Genomic DNA, 14,371 nt, shown 5'->3' with positions numbered 1-14,371 from the left:
TATAGGAGTGACTATAAATCTAGTACAACTTTGGCTGCAATGGCTAACTGATAAAGTATTTGCGATAAACCACGGGCGATTTCTACACGTTTGGTTTTGACTTTCGGTAATACCATGATCTCATCACCCTGTTGAATACGGTAAGCGGTATTAACCACTTCACTGGCCCCATTTTGATGAACAACTAAGATCTCTTTAACATCAGCATTGTCAGAGAAACCGCCTGAATTGGCAACATAATCACCAACCGTATAATCTGGGTTAAAGGTTAGCGCCCCTTGTGCTCGTACTTGACCGTTAACCGTAATAACGGAAGTTTGCGCCGGTATCTCAATAATATCACCTTGCTGCAGAATAATATCCTGCCACGAATTCGGTACGACGACGATTTGACCAGTGGTTTTAACATTACGGGCTTTGGCGACAAACTGCTTAACCAAATTGGCATCGTCTTGACGCAATGCCGCCTCTTCACGCGTCGTCGATTGACTGGCAAGCGTCAATTCTTCCAAACGATCCAGCGATTCGTTAATCATGCGTTTTTGCTGTTCAGCAACAGACTCACGATAAATCGTTAAATGCGTCAGCTTCGCCAATGGGCTTGGTTGCAGCTGGGGGACGATGTCTTTTAGACGAGCACCATAAGGCACAACCATGGCACCATTACCCGTATGTGCGCCTTTAACTTGTACGGCGATGGTGCCGGCATAACGATCTGAGGTAACCACCATCTGATCGCCATTATAGACAGGAACATTCTGCGCTTCTGCAAGGGAGTAATATTCTGCGGTTTGCGCGCGTCCTGCACTGCGAGTGATGCTAACGTTGGTAGCTTTAGCTGCGGGACTAGCCACTTGCAGTACATCACCGATGGTTAGGTCGTTTACATCAAACTCAAAGGTGTATTCGTTCTGAACTTCCCCGCCCACTTGAAAGGTTTTTTTCTGTGGGGCAACAGTAATGACGTCACCATCACGGAATGCAAATGACTGTAATTTACCCGCCAATAAAAAATCATATAAATTGACTTGCTGCAACATCTGACCATTACGTTTGATTTGGATATCAATATAACTGCCGCGGGTTGGATCAACGCCGCCCGCACGGTCTAAATAGGACAATACTGAATCTGCTGCAAGCCCACCATAATAACCGGGTTGTTTGACAAAGCCAGTCACGAAAACTTTCACTGGCTGTGCTTGCTCTAATGACGCATAAACGCCGACGTTCGAGCGATAAATACGACTGACCGCACTTTTGACCACGTTTTGTAGACTGCCATTTTGCACACCAGAGATACGGACTGGACCAACATTCGGTAAGAAAATATTACCTTGCGGATCTACAGTCGTGGTCGCGGCATATTGATAGGCGCCCCACATTCGTACTTGTACATTATCACCAGGATTAATCACATAGCTGTCGTTAAAGGTAGAACCAGAAGTCGTCGAAAACGCACCGCGAAATAGCTGCTCACCAAACATTAAATCTTGAGTATCGATATCTTGATAAGGACGCGTGGTATTAATCACTGACTGACTGGGTAAGCTTGCGGCATTGACAGCTTCTTGAGTCGTTGCTTGACCCGGAACCCCACCAGCGAAAGCTTGCGTTGAGACATTAATGTTACTGCGGTTTTGGTCTTGACTCATGCTATTGCTACTAGTACCAAAGCTAGACCCTGCTATTTGATCCGCATAACTGGTCGCTGCTATTGCCGAGATGCTGGTCGCAGCCATCGTCAAGCTGATTACCTTAATCATGGTCACGATAGGACGTGGTTTCATGTTCATGCGTTGTATTCCTTTGCAGATCTATCGATCATTACTGGTATTTGGTTTGGCAAATCGTTCGCGATTGCCAAGCGCATCAAATCTTTAGCTTTTTACAGGGTAAAAATTTTAAAACTTACCCTGTAAGACAATCCAAAGTTAGCTGCGATGGTCACGAACCACTGCCATTACTAGACGTACAAAGCCATAAAGCATCAAAAGCAATGCCAGCGATGTCCAAATAATATAAATGTGACGCGGATAGGATGCTTCTTCAGCTTCATAAGGAGTTGAGATTACAATCAAATTTTTCATCTTCTTAAAGGCTTCTAAACGGGCCTTTTCAAGCGATGATAGTGACAACTTATATAACTCAGTGGCAAACTCAACATCGGCTTTAATCGTCTCAAACTGTACGGCTTGACGGTTCAATTTGGTGGTATTTGGTGAGGTTAGTTTGGTTTGTTCCTGAGCAATTTGCTCTTCAACTGCCTTAATCTGACTTCTTAACGACACCACTTGCGGCGCATCTGGATTTAGATAACTGAGTAACTGACGCTCTTCGGTACGCAACGAGCTTAATTGCGCTTGCAAGCTGCCAATCAACTGATTGACGATTTGCGCATTGGCTTGTGGGTCATAGATTTCGTTTTCATTCTGATAGTTTAATAACTGCTCTTTGGCATCATTTAAACGCTCTTCTGACTCGTCTAACTGAGTTTCTGCAAACGCCAATTGATCACGAGCCACTTCCTGTGAAATGCGGTTCACAAAACGCTCAGACTCACCTAAGATAGCTTTGTTCAGCTCAAAAGCATACTTTGAGTCAAAGCCTTCTGTTGATACCGAAAGCACATAGCTCTGCTCATCAAGATCAATGTGAACCCGTTTTTTGAAGTATTCAAGCAAATCTTCTTGGGTTGCATCAGGATCGATTTCATAAATAGGATCAGAACCATCAACATAGTAAGCGTCTCGGAACTTAAACTTACTATCGAGTCGCTTCACCATATCATTGGACAATATATATTCAGTCAGATAGGTTGCATCTTCTTTACTGGTGCTATTCACACCTAACAAGGCCGATAGACCGCCACCAGAAGGTACGCTAGATTCGCTCACTTGTTTCACGACCACATCAGCTGTCGAAATAAAGCGCGGATGTGCAAGGGTCATGACATAAAAGATCACCAACACCCAAGGGAGGATCACCAAGCCAATGAACAGCGAGAAGTCAATTATCTTATTTTTTCGCTTTGTGGACATGCTTTTCATAAACCTCAATCGCTTCTGTTGTGTCATCAAAGACGTGTGCTGTTTGATCCATTAGCACAATACCAATATCGCAATTACGCTTAATATCACCGATGTTATGCGATACAATTAAAAACCCGGCTTGCTGACGGCGCGCTGCTAAAATCTCTTCACTACGCTTACGAAAAGCGGCATCACCAACGGCACCGGCTTCATCTAACATATAATAATCAAAATCAAATGCCAAGCTTAAGCCGAAGGTTAAGCGCGCGCGCATACCTGAAGAATAGCTTTTAACTGGCATATCAAAATAGTTTCCGATATCTGCAAACTCTTCGACGAAACGAATTTTCTCATCAATATAAGGACCGCTTGAATAAAGCCGACAAACAAAACGGACGTTTTGACGACCCGTCAAGCTACCTTGGAATCCACCTGCTACACCAACGGGCCATGAAATAGTGGAATCAGTAATAATCTCTCCATGATCGGGCTTGTCTAGTCCACAGATAATGCGCAATAGTGTTGATTTGCCCGCACCATTACGGCCAAGTAGACCGACGCTTTGCTTATCACCAATGGTCAGATTCAAATCTTTAAATAGATAATGCCTACCCTGTTTGGTCATAAATGACTTAGAAACATTTTTAATTTCAATCATTTGTTTGCCCTAAGTTGAAACTGGTATCACACTTTATGAGTTATTTAGAACGTATTAAGTCTCTTTCTACTGCTTTATACATGAGAAGACCTAAGAAATTTACTGCAACCGTCCACTTCAGAAAATACGTTATATCTATATGATAAGCAGGATAAGCAGGTGCAAAAGCGTGACGTATTAACTCAATATTATGGATAAAAGGATTATAGAGTAAATAACTAAAGTATGGCTCTGGAATAATATGAATGGGATAAATAATACCCGAGGTGAAGTAAAGTATAGTAAATAGTATGGCAATAATTTTACTGATTTCACCACCATAAAAACCGACAACCATCATGATTAAAGCAACACCAAAACTAAATAAAAACAAAGTAATCCAACAAAATAGTACGACATGTAGATTTGCTAAACTGGCATAATCACCGAAAAAAGCAAGTCCGGTTAATAAGATAACTAAAGTAACAAAGTAAATAATGAACTCTAAAGCTGAGCGAGCAATTATGACATCAATATGACGAATTGATCTATACATCAACAGTCCTTGATTTGCTTCAACCGCTCCTAATGCTCTAGTCGCAATAGTCTGAAACATACGAAAGGGAACCATTCCTGCCACTAGAAACAGTGGGAAACTCATTCCTGGTACAGCTCGCTCTATAACCACACCAAAGATCACTAAAAATATAAGCATTTGAAAAATGATTTCTAGCGGTGCCCATAGATAGCCCAAGCGATAACCACCAAAACGCGTTTGCAACTCACGCATGAGCAATGCATGGAATGCCGCACCCATGACTTTCAGTCCACTACGGTGCTTAATAGGACGATAAGGAGGTAATTGTACAGACATAGCGTTACAGGACTTTACCGAAAACAGCCCCTATGATAAGTAAGCGGGACATAAGTTACAAGAATTAATCTGTGTCTAAACAGATAAACCTATGATTTAGCAAGAAAACAGCAAGTAAATATAAGCGGTTATTTATCTAACTGACTTTAGAATATTGTCTTCATTGGGTTTTTTAGCCAAAAAAAAACCAATCACAAAGGATTGGCTTCTTTCGTACTGCTATTCTTACTATAAATGGTGGCGATGAAGAGACTTGAACTCTTGACCTCACGATTATGAGTCATGCGCTCTAACCAGCTGAGCTACATCGCCATTTAAGGCTCGGTATAATACCGATAGAGACGACTGTCGTCAACCCCTAATTATCGTTTATCTGCAAAAAATAGGAATTTAATTCAAATTAATAGCAAATATGTATAGCACTAACGATAAAAACGAACAATAAAAAATTGGTAAACCGATAAGCCGGGTTCTGTCGTGGACAATCATTCCTCTAGGCGTATCATCGCTAATACGCTCAAGCAACCTACCCGCATCGAACGCGGGCCGCGCCATGCCGATGCCTATTTGGTCTTGCTACGCGTGGAGTTTACCATGCCGTGAGATGTTGCCATTCACGCGGTGCGCTCTTACCGCACCCTTTCACCCTTACCTCGCTTGCGCGGGGCGGTCTACTCTCTGCTGCACTGGTCGTCAAGTTACCCTGCCCAGCCGTTAGCTGGCACGCTGCCCTATGTAGCCCGGACTTTCCTCCCCTGCTCATCTGTTGCCAGTGTGCAGCGGCGATTGCCTAGTCTACCAAGCGCGCTAGTATAGCAAAACTAATGGCTGTCTAGGAATATCTTTTGCGTTTATTTCACTTTTTTACCAAATGACTTGAATCAGGATCTAAAGAAAGTTCAGCGGTAATATTAAATCATTGTCATTCTTCTGGTCTTTATCTTGGCGTGACAGCTGTAGCCAATGTGTGTTTGGATAATTTTGCGCTAAGTAGTTTTTTAAATAATCAATCGTGCTATCAGCTATTTGCTTATCCGTCTGGGCAGCACTGTCATGAATATGGTTATAAATGACGCTATGTACCGTCAAACCACGCGCTTTAATCGCCTCTAAACTCAGCAAAGTATGATTAATACTACCAAGCCGCCCTGATGTGACTAAAGTGACCGGATAACCTTGAGTGGCAATATAATCCAAGGTTAATAATTGCTCAGTGATCGGTACAAGCAATCCGCCTGCGCCTTCTAATAGCACTATATCGTAGCTTTGTTGCAATTGCTGCGTAAACTTGGTGATGATTTCAGGGTCTAGAACGGCATTAGCAAGCGCAGCAGATAAATGCGGTGACGCAGGTTTCTCATAGCGAAACGGACACGTGGTAAAGTCAACATCACACGGCTGCAACGGCATATTCATCAATTGACGATGAGTGACAATATCATCGGCAACATTCATCTCACCAGTATCACAATTGACGCTAACGCCTGTTTGTACCAACTTTTGAGTGATGACGTTAGCACCTTGATGCATCAGCGCCTTTGCTATCATGCCGGTAGCGTAAGTCTTGCCAATATCGGTATCGATACCAGAGATAAATAGCACGCTCATAGTTGACCTTGCTTTGTTAAATAAACACGAACCACCGTTAACAATGACTGACATAACGTTACTAATTCAGTGTCAGTAGTCATATAGGGCGGCATGATATAAACCAACTTACCAAAAGGTCGTACCCAGATGCCGTGTTCAATAAGTAAAGATTGAAATACTGGCATATTAACCGCGTCATTAAGCTCAATGACGGCTACCGCCCCCAAACAACGTACTTCTTCAACGCCAGCTAACGTCGCTGCAGGCGCGAGTTGTTGTTCCATTACGGTTTGCATATTTGCCGTACGAGCTTCGATATCATAGGACAAAATTAAATCAATCGATGCAGAAGCGACCGCACAAGCCAGCGGATTTCCCATAAAGGTCGGGCCATGCATCAGGGCTGGATAATCACTTTGGCTGATGGTGTCAGCAATATGGCGCGTACATAAAGTCGCGGCAAAGGTCATATAACCGCCCGTCAGTGCTTTGCCAATGGTCATAATATCAGGACTAATATAGGCATGCTCGCAAGCAAACAGCTTGCCACTACGCCCAAAGCCTGTGGCGATTTCATCAGCAATGAGCAGCACGTTATGCTCATCACATAGCTGACGCAGTAGTTGTAAATACTCAGGGCTATAAAAGCGCATACCGCCTGCGCCTTGAATAATAGGCTCAATGATAAATCCGGCAAGTTGATCGCTATTTTTAGCAAAAAACACTATTAATTCATCACGTGTATTTTGATTTAGCTCGCGCTCAAATCCTAAAGGCGGCGCAGACACAAAGTGCTGCATCGGTAATTGTTTACCATACAGGCTGTGCATGCCATTAACAGGATCACAAACACTCATCGCATGCCACGTGTCGCCATAATAGCCAGAGTGCGTTGAGGCAAACTGGCACTTTTGCGGACGCGCAGTGGCAATTTGATATTGCAATGCCATTTTTAGCGCTACTTCTACCGCGATACTGCCGCTATCGGCATAAAATATCGCATCGAGTCCAGCAGGTACAATAGCTAGCAGCTTTTTGCCTAAATCTATCGCTGGCTGATGGGTCAAGCCGCCAAACATCACATGCGCCATTTTGCCCAATTGTTCAATCATCGCGGCATTGAGCGTTGGATGATTATAACCATGGACACTCGCCCACCAAGATGACATGCCGTCAATCAGACGCGTACCATCTTGCGTGACAATATAAATGCCTTCTGCATGATCAATAACGATATTTGGATAGGTGGGCGGCAGGCTGGCGTAGGGATGCCAAAGGTGCTGTTGATCAAAATCACTGGTAGCAGCATCGACACTCATAGTACGCTCTCAAACGACAAGCATTTATTTTTAAAAAAGCGTACTACCATTTGAATATCCGTATTCGTCATATTATTCCTAGTTTTTAGCATTTCTATATAGTGGATTTACTTTAAAAAAATACAGTGCGACTGGGATGAGTTTTTCGTAGCCTCTGTGATAACAGCAAGCAAAGGAAGTTTATACCAATCGCACCTATCTATTAATGTATCGATTTTTAACGTATCGATTTTATTTTAAAATAACTATTAACTCAAAGGCACGATTGGCAACGCATTACTGACCAGTGATACGTTTGTATTTTGACATCAAATCGCTTTCGGTTTCGACATGATCAGGATCATGGGGGATACAGTCGACCGGACAAATGACCACGCATTGCGGTTCATCAAAATGGCCAACGCATTCGGTACATAGGTCGGGGTTGATAACATAGATGTCATCGCCTTCTGAGATGGCCTCATTCGGGCAGGCAGGCTCGCAGACGTCACAGTTGATGCATTCATCAGTGATTAATAGCGCCATAAACTGCTCCTTATATTTTACGGATAACAATCAAGACTGGCCGTTTTGACGGTTCCAGCGAATAGTCGTCAATAAATACTATGTCTATTTAAGATTGAGTTTCTCAGCAAAGCCTTGCGACACACACTGAGGAACAAATTTAGTCACATCGCCGCCAAGCTTGGCAATTTCGCGAATCATGGTAGACGAGATAAACGAATAGTTCTGAGATGGGGTCAAAAATACTGCTTCAAAGTTCTCATCAAGTTCACGGTTCATATTGGCCAGCTGAAACTCATATTCAAAATCCGACATCGCCCGTAGACCACGCAAGACGGCAGTGGCATTTTTTTCACGCATAAAATCGACCAGCAGACCTTCAAAACCAATCACCGATACTTGCGGTAAATCAGCAAATACGGTTTCGACCAAGGTAACGCGCTCTTCAAAACTAAATAGCGGTTTTTTATGATGGCCTGAAGCAACGGCAATGACGACCTCGTCGAACAGCTTGGTTGCTCGCTTGACTAAGTCGACATGACCATTAGTAATGGGGTCAAAGGTACCAGGATATAAAATTTTGGTATGTAGCTTTGAGGAATTGGCAGCAGTAGGATGGCTCATAACGTGGCTAATGTAGTCGGTAATATTACGCTATATGCTAGCAAATTTTGCCCAAACTTAATACTCATCTGCTACATTTGTCCTAACAGCCGACTTACATTTTTGTGAACTGCTTTGCTACAATAGGCGGTTCGACTCATCCCTCTTATTATTTATAATAAAAGACAATCCATATTAAAGGGTTCGGATGAGGACTGTTAGACAAGGGCAATATATTTTGCAGCCCTTATGGAGAAATTATGTCAAAAAAATCAAGAAAACCGGACAATCAAATTTGTGCCAACAAAAAGGCGCGCCACGAGTACTTCATCGAAGAAACCTTTGAAGCAGGTCTGGCGCTACAAGGCTGGGAAGTCAAAGCCATTCGTGCAGGTAAAATGACGATTACTGAAGCCTATGTCATCTTCCGCAATAATGAAGCCTTCTTATTTGGCGCGCATATCCAGCCATTGTTATCTAGCTCAACGCATGTGAGTCCTGATAGCATTCGTACCCGTAAGCTACTCCTCAATCGCCGCGAGATTGAAAAGCTGTTTGGCGCTGTCAATCAAAAGGGCTATGCTTGCGTACCGTTGTCTTGTTATTGGAAAAACTCGCTGGTTAAATGTCAAATTGGCTTGGCACTGGGTAAAAAGCAACATGATAAACGCAAAACGCTAAAAGACCGTGATTGGGAACGTGATAAGCAGCGCGGCTTTAAACAGCATTTAGATTAATAGATGGATGAAACCATTCACTTTACTCTAACGTAAAAAGGACGATTCAGCATACTGTTGAATCGTCCTTTTTTATTTGAAAAAATAGCGTCTTGATAAGACTGAGCTGCATTGTTAAAAATCAGATTGCTTGAGCTATTTTATTGATCTTCGACTCTTTTTGAGCGCGGCGTAATTGACGGATACCATGCACAATTAAGCAAGCTATACCCAGCCATATCAAACCATAGCTATAAATCATCGCTGATTCAAAAGGATTGCCCAATATCGTAATGGCCAAGATAAATAATAAAGCTGGCTCTATATAGCTCATCATACCGTAGACATTGACGGGTAGCATTTGACTGGCATCGACGTTGGTTTTCATAGCCAGCACACTAAGTACACCCAACCCTACCAGCATCATGATAAAGAAACCAGAACCACTTACCACGCTCAAACTGCTCGGCGCGAATAAAAATAAATAAACCAAGGCAAATGGCGCGAATATCGTTAAATCAACCAATAGTCCAGTCACCGCGCCAATCCCTTGCAGACGACGCAAAATATAATAAATAGGATACGTGCCACAGACCCAAAGCGTGGCCCAAGAAACACTGTGCGTACGTACAATTTCACTACCGACGCCGACAGCGGCAAAGGCAACCGCCAACCATTGCAGACGGCTTAACTTTTCGCCAAAAAAGACGCAGCCAAATATAACCATCATTAGTGGGAATAAGAAATAACCCATTGCGGTTTGAACGCCCTGCCCATTGACCGGTGCCCACATAAATAACCAAAACTGACTGAGAAATATCGGTGTGGGTAATAACAACCACACCCACTGCTTCACAGTACCTAGCGCTTTTAACTTATCAATATGGATACCTATGCGTCCACTAATCAGCAAATAGCCTACCAGTGCCGCCCACATCGCTAGCATACGCCAAATAAAGATTTGCGTACCTGACAATGGTGCTAAAAAGCTGCTGTAGGCATAAAGTACGCCAAACAACAAATTCGACAATACTGCTAAGGCCACGCCCATGATTAACGTACGTTGCTGTGTGCTGCCTGCTGTCCAGATTGTAGCCAGTGGCAAGCGCGAGACAGTCGTTGCGAGTGTATTAGCGAATACGTTAGATAGCATTAAGATAGACATAAAGACACCGTACATGTAAATAGATTTTAGAAAACCTGCTATTAGCCTGTATTTATTATGGCTAAGCTTTGATTACTAGGCTTTGTTTGCCAAGCTTTGATTAGTGGTGTCTATTTTACTGAACGGTATTGATAAATTATCTCCAAATAAAGCTATTCATAAATAAATTTATCTTTTATGACGCTCAAAACCAAATATTTTCTTAAATTTTGACTTATAGTGATAATAATTATAAAAATCTTTAACAAAAGTACTTTTTAGAAGAGAGCATACAATGAGCCAAATTTTAGATGATATCGATAAAGCGATTTTAAATTTGCTACAAGATGATGCGACCTTGCCATTAAAAACGGTGGCAGAACAAGTGCATGTGTCTATCGCTACTGCCCAACGCCGCATCCAAGCATTAATAAGCAATGGCGTCATTACTAAGCAAGTCGCTATCGTGGATCCAAATAAGGTTGGCTACGGCCTGACTGCCGTGGTAATGATAGAGATGGCGCGCTCAAATACCTCGATGCAACATCGATTTGAGCGCTTGATGAATGCGCAGCCACAAGTGATGAGCTGCTATGAAGTGTCCGGTGATGCGGATTTTATGTTGATGGTCAATGCCAGAAATATGAGCGATTATCATCGATTCACGACTGGTCTGCTCACCTATGAGAACAATGTACGCAACTTTAAAAGCCAATTTGTGATGAATTTTACTAAAAGTGGGACAAAGATTTTGCTTGATTAGCAATCTCAACAAGCATTGGTTTATTGAGTTAATTAAAAGTAGATAAGTTACTACTAAAAAAGGTACGATATCAACGAAAGTCTGGCAGTAAACAATAATTGCCACCTCAATAGTCCATTGACAGTAGACAAGGAAGTCGTAGTATGACTAAAAGTACCCGTGCCCTTAAAAAAGAAGAAAGTGATAATCCAGCACTAAAAGCATTAAGTTTTAAAACAGTGATAACAGGGGCGTCGCTCGCGGCATTGCTCGCCAGCTCAGGCTGTGCCACCAGTTCATTGTTAGAAGACAATAACCGTGTCAGCACAACCACGACTAAGAGTGTGTTGTCTGAAGACCAAATCGTGGCTTTTGGTCGTCCTGCGCAAGCATTGCCAAAAACGCCAAATGCGACCATGGTGATCGTCGGTGAAAAGAACAGCTACGTGCTGACCCAAGGCGGGACAGAAATGGTCAATTTGCTCACCAATCTGACGCCAAAGAACATCCAAGTCGATAATGACATGAGCTTTGCTGTGCCCAATAATGATGGGTATTTTCAGGGAGAGATGAAGCTGTCTTACGCCAAATTAAAGGATGAATTTAAGCGTTCTGACTATCAGTTCTTTTTACAAAATAGTGGCCGCGAATGCACCTCCGCCAGCGATCTGCGTATCAATGCTCAGCGCTTTTGTTTTAGTATCCCTGTCAAAGGCGCTATCTATCCACAAGTCAGCAATTTAAGCCTAATTCAGTCGAATTATCGCGCCTTGAGCAAACCTTATACGGTCAGTTTTTATACACAAAGCCAGCAAAATCAAGTGTCTCGTCGTGGCGCAAATACGGCGCAAAAATTGGTCTTATTGCCCTTTGCCTTAGCTTTTGACGTGGTTACTTTCCCATTTCAATTATTAGATAATTAAAAGCTATCAGACAGCGCACTGACTCACCTGAAACCATAAGGTACGTTACGAGGCGATATCCGTACTTGCTCGTAACGTGCTCACTTGATAGGTTAAAATAATTTTTCGACGACGGCTTTTGGATAACTTTGCTTGGCCGTTTGTGCTGCTTGAAACAGTATCTCATCTGCCTCTACAGGACCAGTAATATCGCACAAGCACACGTAGGCAAGTTGCATCAGATTGTTTAACAGGTGCTCATTGTCCGGTACAGGTGGACGATTACCTTCCAAAAACTGATTGATATTGATGTGATGCCCTTTGAAGGTGCGTTCTTGCGAAACAGTTTGGTGCATACTATGAAAAAAGCTGCGACTGTCTGCTGCCGTTAGCTGACTGCGCAGCGCTTCTATCACGGTATAAAATGCGAGAACGGGCTCAGAGATAGGTACGGGTGCATTGATTGTCTCGTTATGGCCATTGTGACTGTCAGACTCCACTGTCTGCTGACTATCCACTTGCAACGTAGCCCAAAAGCCTTTACGAATTTCAGATTTGTGATCTTGTAGTTCAGGATAGCGCCTTGTCGCATCCAAGATGCATTGCTGCATCATCCTGACAGAGACCGCCGAGTACTGTAGCCATTGGGTCTTGAGCAGTCGTACTTCCTCAGGATGTAAGTATTTTGCCAGTACCTCTGCCATCGCGGATACCGTTTGGTCTACGGATTGAGTATCAGTATTCATCAGCTCTCTCCTATAAGTGACGCTCTGTTAGACTTTTAGCATCGAACATTTGCTTTTGAAACTCAGGGTAACCCAGCTCTGCATGCTCGGTATAGTCAAGGCCACGCTGCTCGTGTAACCGGCTCGCCTTTAACCCAAAGCTCAGATCAATCAGCTTATACATAATAAGACCCAGACCTAGTGCCCATACCAAAGCTACACCGACGCCCAGCGCCTGCACGCCCAGCCGTGATAAATTAAATAAATCCCCTGTATAAAATAGCCCAGCCGCAAGTGTACCCCACACACCACCAAAGCCATGTACGGCCACTGCTGAAACCACGTCGTCTATTTTGAGCTTTAGTAGCGCCTGCGTAGACAATATATAGACCACGGCAGCAACCCCACCGATAATAATAGAAAATAAAGGCGTCGTTGTGGCACAGCCTGCCGTGATAGACACGAGTCCGATCAAACTGGCATTGACACTATCACTGAGCAAGATTGCTTTGTTCATTGTCCGAGCAATCAGCATGTAGCTCACCACCGCACTGACCGCAGCGATAAAAGTATTGACGGCAATCAAGCCAATATTTCCAGTGATAGATAATGTCGATCCAGCATTGAAGCCAAACCAACCAAACCATAAGATAAACCCGCCAAGCGCCAATAGCGTCATGTTGTGACCTGCGATGAGTCTTGGCGTCCCATCGGGTGCAAAGCGGCCCAGTCTCGGTCCGATAACTAAAACACCTGCCAGTGCCAACCAGCCCCCGATAGAATGCACGACGGTCGAACCAGCAAAATCAATAAAACCAAGCTCGGTCAGCCACCCTGTTCCGCCGAAATACCCACCCCACACCCAACTGGCAAACACAGGATAGATAAATAGACAGATCAAACAGGCGGCGACTGCATAGCCGATAAACGAGACACGCTCTGCCATGGCACCACTCGCGATGGTCACCGCTGTCGCCGCAAACATCATCTGAAAGAACATCAGTGCCCAGTCCATATTGGATAGATTGACTGGCATAAAATGATCGGTACCGACAAACCCCGAATGATTAGTACCCATCATCAACCCAAAACCCACCAAATAAAACGCCAGACCACCGATACACATATCGGTATAGTTTTTCATCATCACATTGACGGCGTTCTTTGCGCGTACCGATCCGCTCTCAAGTAGCGCAAAACCTGCCTGCATAAAGAACACCAGAACCCCGCCCCAGATAATCCAAGCGATATTTTGATATTCGAGTAGCTGCGCCACCGTCAATGTGTCAGCCGCGGCCGCTTGTGCACTAGCTATCGTGCCAAACAGTAGCGTCCCCAGCATAAGTATCTTGTGCAGTAATGTTCTTAGTAGCCCTTTTATCGCATCCAGCCCAACAGATGATGTTCTCATTTTATCTCCAAACACTTATCTATCCGTTCAATTTTTATCGGTGCACCATTTTCACTCATGAATGCACACAAATAAGCCCTAACGGGGTTGGAGCAAAAGCTATGCCAAAAGTTATGGATGAAAATCAGAACGGCTAACAAAACATGAGAAAACAAATGATTAGTACTGACCAAAC

At 43.5% G+C, this 14,371-nt stretch carries 14 protein-coding genes, 1 tRNA gene and 1 other RNA gene; 3 read left to right on the top strand and 13 right to left on the bottom strand.

Annotated elements, in window-relative coordinates; genetic code table 11:
- Positions 1-11: 11 nt before the first annotated feature.
- From HQR03_RS03520 to coaD, 10 genes are all read right to left on the bottom strand, one after another.
- Positions 12-1,793 carry a polysaccharide biosynthesis/export family protein gene (locus HQR03_RS03520; RefSeq protein WP_173239153.1) on the bottom strand — a complete coding sequence of 594 codons (1,782 nt, stop codon included), beginning with the start codon at positions 1,791-1,793 and terminating at the stop codon, positions 12-14.
- A gap of 138 nt (positions 1,794-1,931) precedes the next feature.
- Complete coding sequence (locus tag HQR03_RS03515; RefSeq protein ID WP_244951968.1) at positions 1,932-3,038, bottom strand: KpsE/RkpR family capsule polysaccharide export protein; 1,107 nt, start codon at positions 3,036-3,038, stop codon at positions 1,932-1,934.
- Positions 3,016-3,687, bottom strand: coding sequence for an ABC transporter ATP-binding protein (locus HQR03_RS03510; protein WP_173239149.1), 672 nt, complete (start codon positions 3,685-3,687; stop codon positions 3,016-3,018). The genes HQR03_RS03515 and HQR03_RS03510 overlap by 23 nt, the downstream gene beginning before the upstream one ends.
- Before the next feature lie 40 nt (positions 3,688-3,727).
- Positions 3,728-4,540 carry an ABC transporter permease gene (locus tag HQR03_RS03505; protein WP_173239148.1) on the bottom strand — a complete coding sequence of 271 codons (813 nt, stop codon included), beginning with the start codon at positions 4,538-4,540 and terminating at the stop codon, positions 3,728-3,730.
- A 235-nt stretch (positions 4,541-4,775) separates the two neighbouring features.
- Positions 4,776-4,852: transfer RNA gene (locus HQR03_RS03500), tRNA-Met, on the bottom strand.
- A 133-nt stretch (positions 4,853-4,985) separates the two neighbouring features.
- Positions 4,986-5,342, bottom strand: an RNA gene (gene rnpB, locus HQR03_RS03495) — RNase P RNA component class A.
- A gap of 86 nt (positions 5,343-5,428) precedes the next feature.
- On the bottom strand, positions 5,429-6,148 hold the full coding sequence (gene bioD / locus HQR03_RS03490) for a dethiobiotin synthase (protein WP_173239146.1): 720 nt from the start codon (positions 6,146-6,148) through the stop codon (positions 5,429-5,431).
- Positions 6,145-7,449, bottom strand: coding sequence for an adenosylmethionine--8-amino-7-oxononanoate transaminase (gene bioA, locus HQR03_RS03485; protein ID WP_173239145.1), 1,305 nt, complete (start codon positions 7,447-7,449; stop codon positions 6,145-6,147). Before bioA ends, bioD begins: the two co-directional genes overlap by 4 nt.
- A gap of 276 nt (positions 7,450-7,725) precedes the next feature.
- The gene (locus HQR03_RS03480; RefSeq protein WP_101211792.1) at positions 7,726-7,974 is read right to left on the bottom strand and encodes a YfhL family 4Fe-4S dicluster ferredoxin; all 249 of its coding nucleotides are present in this window, start codon (positions 7,972-7,974) and stop codon (positions 7,726-7,728) included.
- A gap of 84 nt (positions 7,975-8,058) precedes the next feature.
- Positions 8,059-8,577 carry a pantetheine-phosphate adenylyltransferase gene (gene coaD, locus HQR03_RS03475; RefSeq protein WP_101211791.1) on the bottom strand — a complete coding sequence of 173 codons (519 nt, stop codon included), beginning with the start codon at positions 8,575-8,577 and terminating at the stop codon, positions 8,059-8,061.
- Positions 8,578-8,816: 239 nt separating this feature from the next.
- On the opposite strand from coaD, the gene smpB reads away from it, so the two are divergent.
- Positions 8,817-9,293: an SsrA-binding protein SmpB gene (smpB, locus tag HQR03_RS03470; RefSeq protein WP_025651629.1), complete on the top strand. Its 477-nt coding sequence runs from the start codon at positions 8,817-8,819 to the stop codon at positions 9,291-9,293.
- 121 nt (positions 9,294-9,414) lie between these two features.
- Here smpB and rarD read toward each other — a convergent pair whose 3' ends face one another.
- Complete coding sequence (gene rarD, locus HQR03_RS03465; protein WP_244951967.1) at positions 9,415-10,437, bottom strand: EamA family transporter RarD; 1,023 nt, start codon at positions 10,435-10,437, stop codon at positions 9,415-9,417.
- Between the two features lie 274 nt (positions 10,438-10,711).
- On the opposite strand from rarD, the gene HQR03_RS03460 reads away from it, so the two are divergent.
- Together HQR03_RS03460 and HQR03_RS03455 are read left to right on the top strand one after the other, a co-directional pair.
- Positions 10,712-11,179, top strand: a complete 468-nt coding sequence (locus HQR03_RS03460; RefSeq protein WP_025651631.1) for an Lrp/AsnC family transcriptional regulator — start codon at positions 10,712-10,714, stop codon at positions 11,177-11,179.
- A 143-nt stretch (positions 11,180-11,322) separates the two neighbouring features.
- Positions 11,323-12,081, top strand: a complete 759-nt coding sequence (locus HQR03_RS03455) for a YidX family protein (protein ID WP_173239144.1) — start codon at positions 11,323-11,325, stop codon at positions 12,079-12,081.
- A gap of 92 nt (positions 12,082-12,173) precedes the next feature.
- On the opposite strand, the gene HQR03_RS03450 is transcribed toward HQR03_RS03455, so the two are convergent.
- A complete protein-coding gene (locus HQR03_RS03450) occupies positions 12,174-12,806 on the bottom strand; it encodes a hypothetical protein (protein WP_105244799.1) in 633 nt (210 codons plus the stop codon).
- A gap of 10 nt (positions 12,807-12,816) precedes the next feature.
- Positions 12,817-14,127: an ammonium transporter gene (locus HQR03_RS03445; RefSeq protein WP_418889563.1), complete on the bottom strand. Its 1,311-nt coding sequence runs from the start codon at positions 14,125-14,127 to the stop codon at positions 12,817-12,819.
- Positions 14,128-14,371: the final 244 nt, after the last annotated feature.

The sequence above is a fragment of the Psychrobacter okhotskensis genome (assembly GCF_013248965.1).
In the GTDB taxonomy this organism is placed as follows: domain Bacteria; phylum Pseudomonadota; class Gammaproteobacteria; order Pseudomonadales; family Moraxellaceae; genus Psychrobacter; species Psychrobacter okhotskensis.
Note: the sequence above shows the minus strand (reverse complement) of the source record. Positions and strands in the feature narration are given on the sequence as shown.

Bases quoted from the DNA above. Each gene is read 5' to 3' on its own strand.
- HQR03_RS03455 (WP_173239144.1), top strand. From the start codon at position 11,323: ATGACTAAAAGTACCCGTGCCCTTAAAAAAGAAGAAAGTGATAATCCA.
- rarD (WP_244951967.1), bottom strand. From the start codon at position 10,437: ATGTCTATCTTAATGCTATCTAACGTATTCGCTAATACACTCGCAACG.
- HQR03_RS03460 (WP_025651631.1), top strand. From the start codon at position 10,712: ATGAGCCAAATTTTAGATGATATCGATAAAGCGATTTTAAATTTGCTA.
- coaD (WP_101211791.1), bottom strand. From the start codon at position 8,577: ATGAGCCATCCTACTGCTGCCAATTCCTCAAAGCTACATACCAAAATT.
- HQR03_RS03515 (WP_244951968.1), bottom strand. From the start codon at position 3,038: ATGTCCACAAAGCGAAAAAATAAGATAATTGACTTCTCGCTGTTCATT.
- HQR03_RS03520 (WP_173239153.1), bottom strand. From the start codon at position 1,793: ATGAACATGAAACCACGTCCTATCGTGACCATGATTAAGGTAATCAGC.
- HQR03_RS03445 (WP_418889563.1), bottom strand. From the start codon at position 14,127: ATGCTGGGGACGCTACTGTTTGGCACGATAGCTAGTGCACAAGCGGCC.
- bioA (WP_173239145.1), bottom strand. From the start codon at position 7,449: ATGAGTGTCGATGCTGCTACCAGTGATTTTGATCAACAGCACCTTTGG.
- HQR03_RS03450 (WP_105244799.1), bottom strand. From the start codon at position 12,806: ATGAATACTGATACTCAATCCGTAGACCAAACGGTATCCGCGATGGCA.
- HQR03_RS03505 (WP_173239148.1), bottom strand. From the start codon at position 4,540: ATGTCTGTACAATTACCTCCTTATCGTCCTATTAAGCACCGTAGTGGA.
- smpB (WP_025651629.1), top strand. From the start codon at position 8,817: ATGTCAAAAAAATCAAGAAAACCGGACAATCAAATTTGTGCCAACAAA.
- HQR03_RS03480 (WP_101211792.1), bottom strand. From the start codon at position 7,974: ATGGCGCTATTAATCACTGATGAATGCATCAACTGTGACGTCTGCGAG.
- bioD (WP_173239146.1), bottom strand. From the start codon at position 6,148: ATGAGCGTGCTATTTATCTCTGGTATCGATACCGATATTGGCAAGACT.
- HQR03_RS03510 (WP_173239149.1), bottom strand. From the start codon at position 3,687: ATGATTGAAATTAAAAATGTTTCTAAGTCATTTATGACCAAACAGGGT.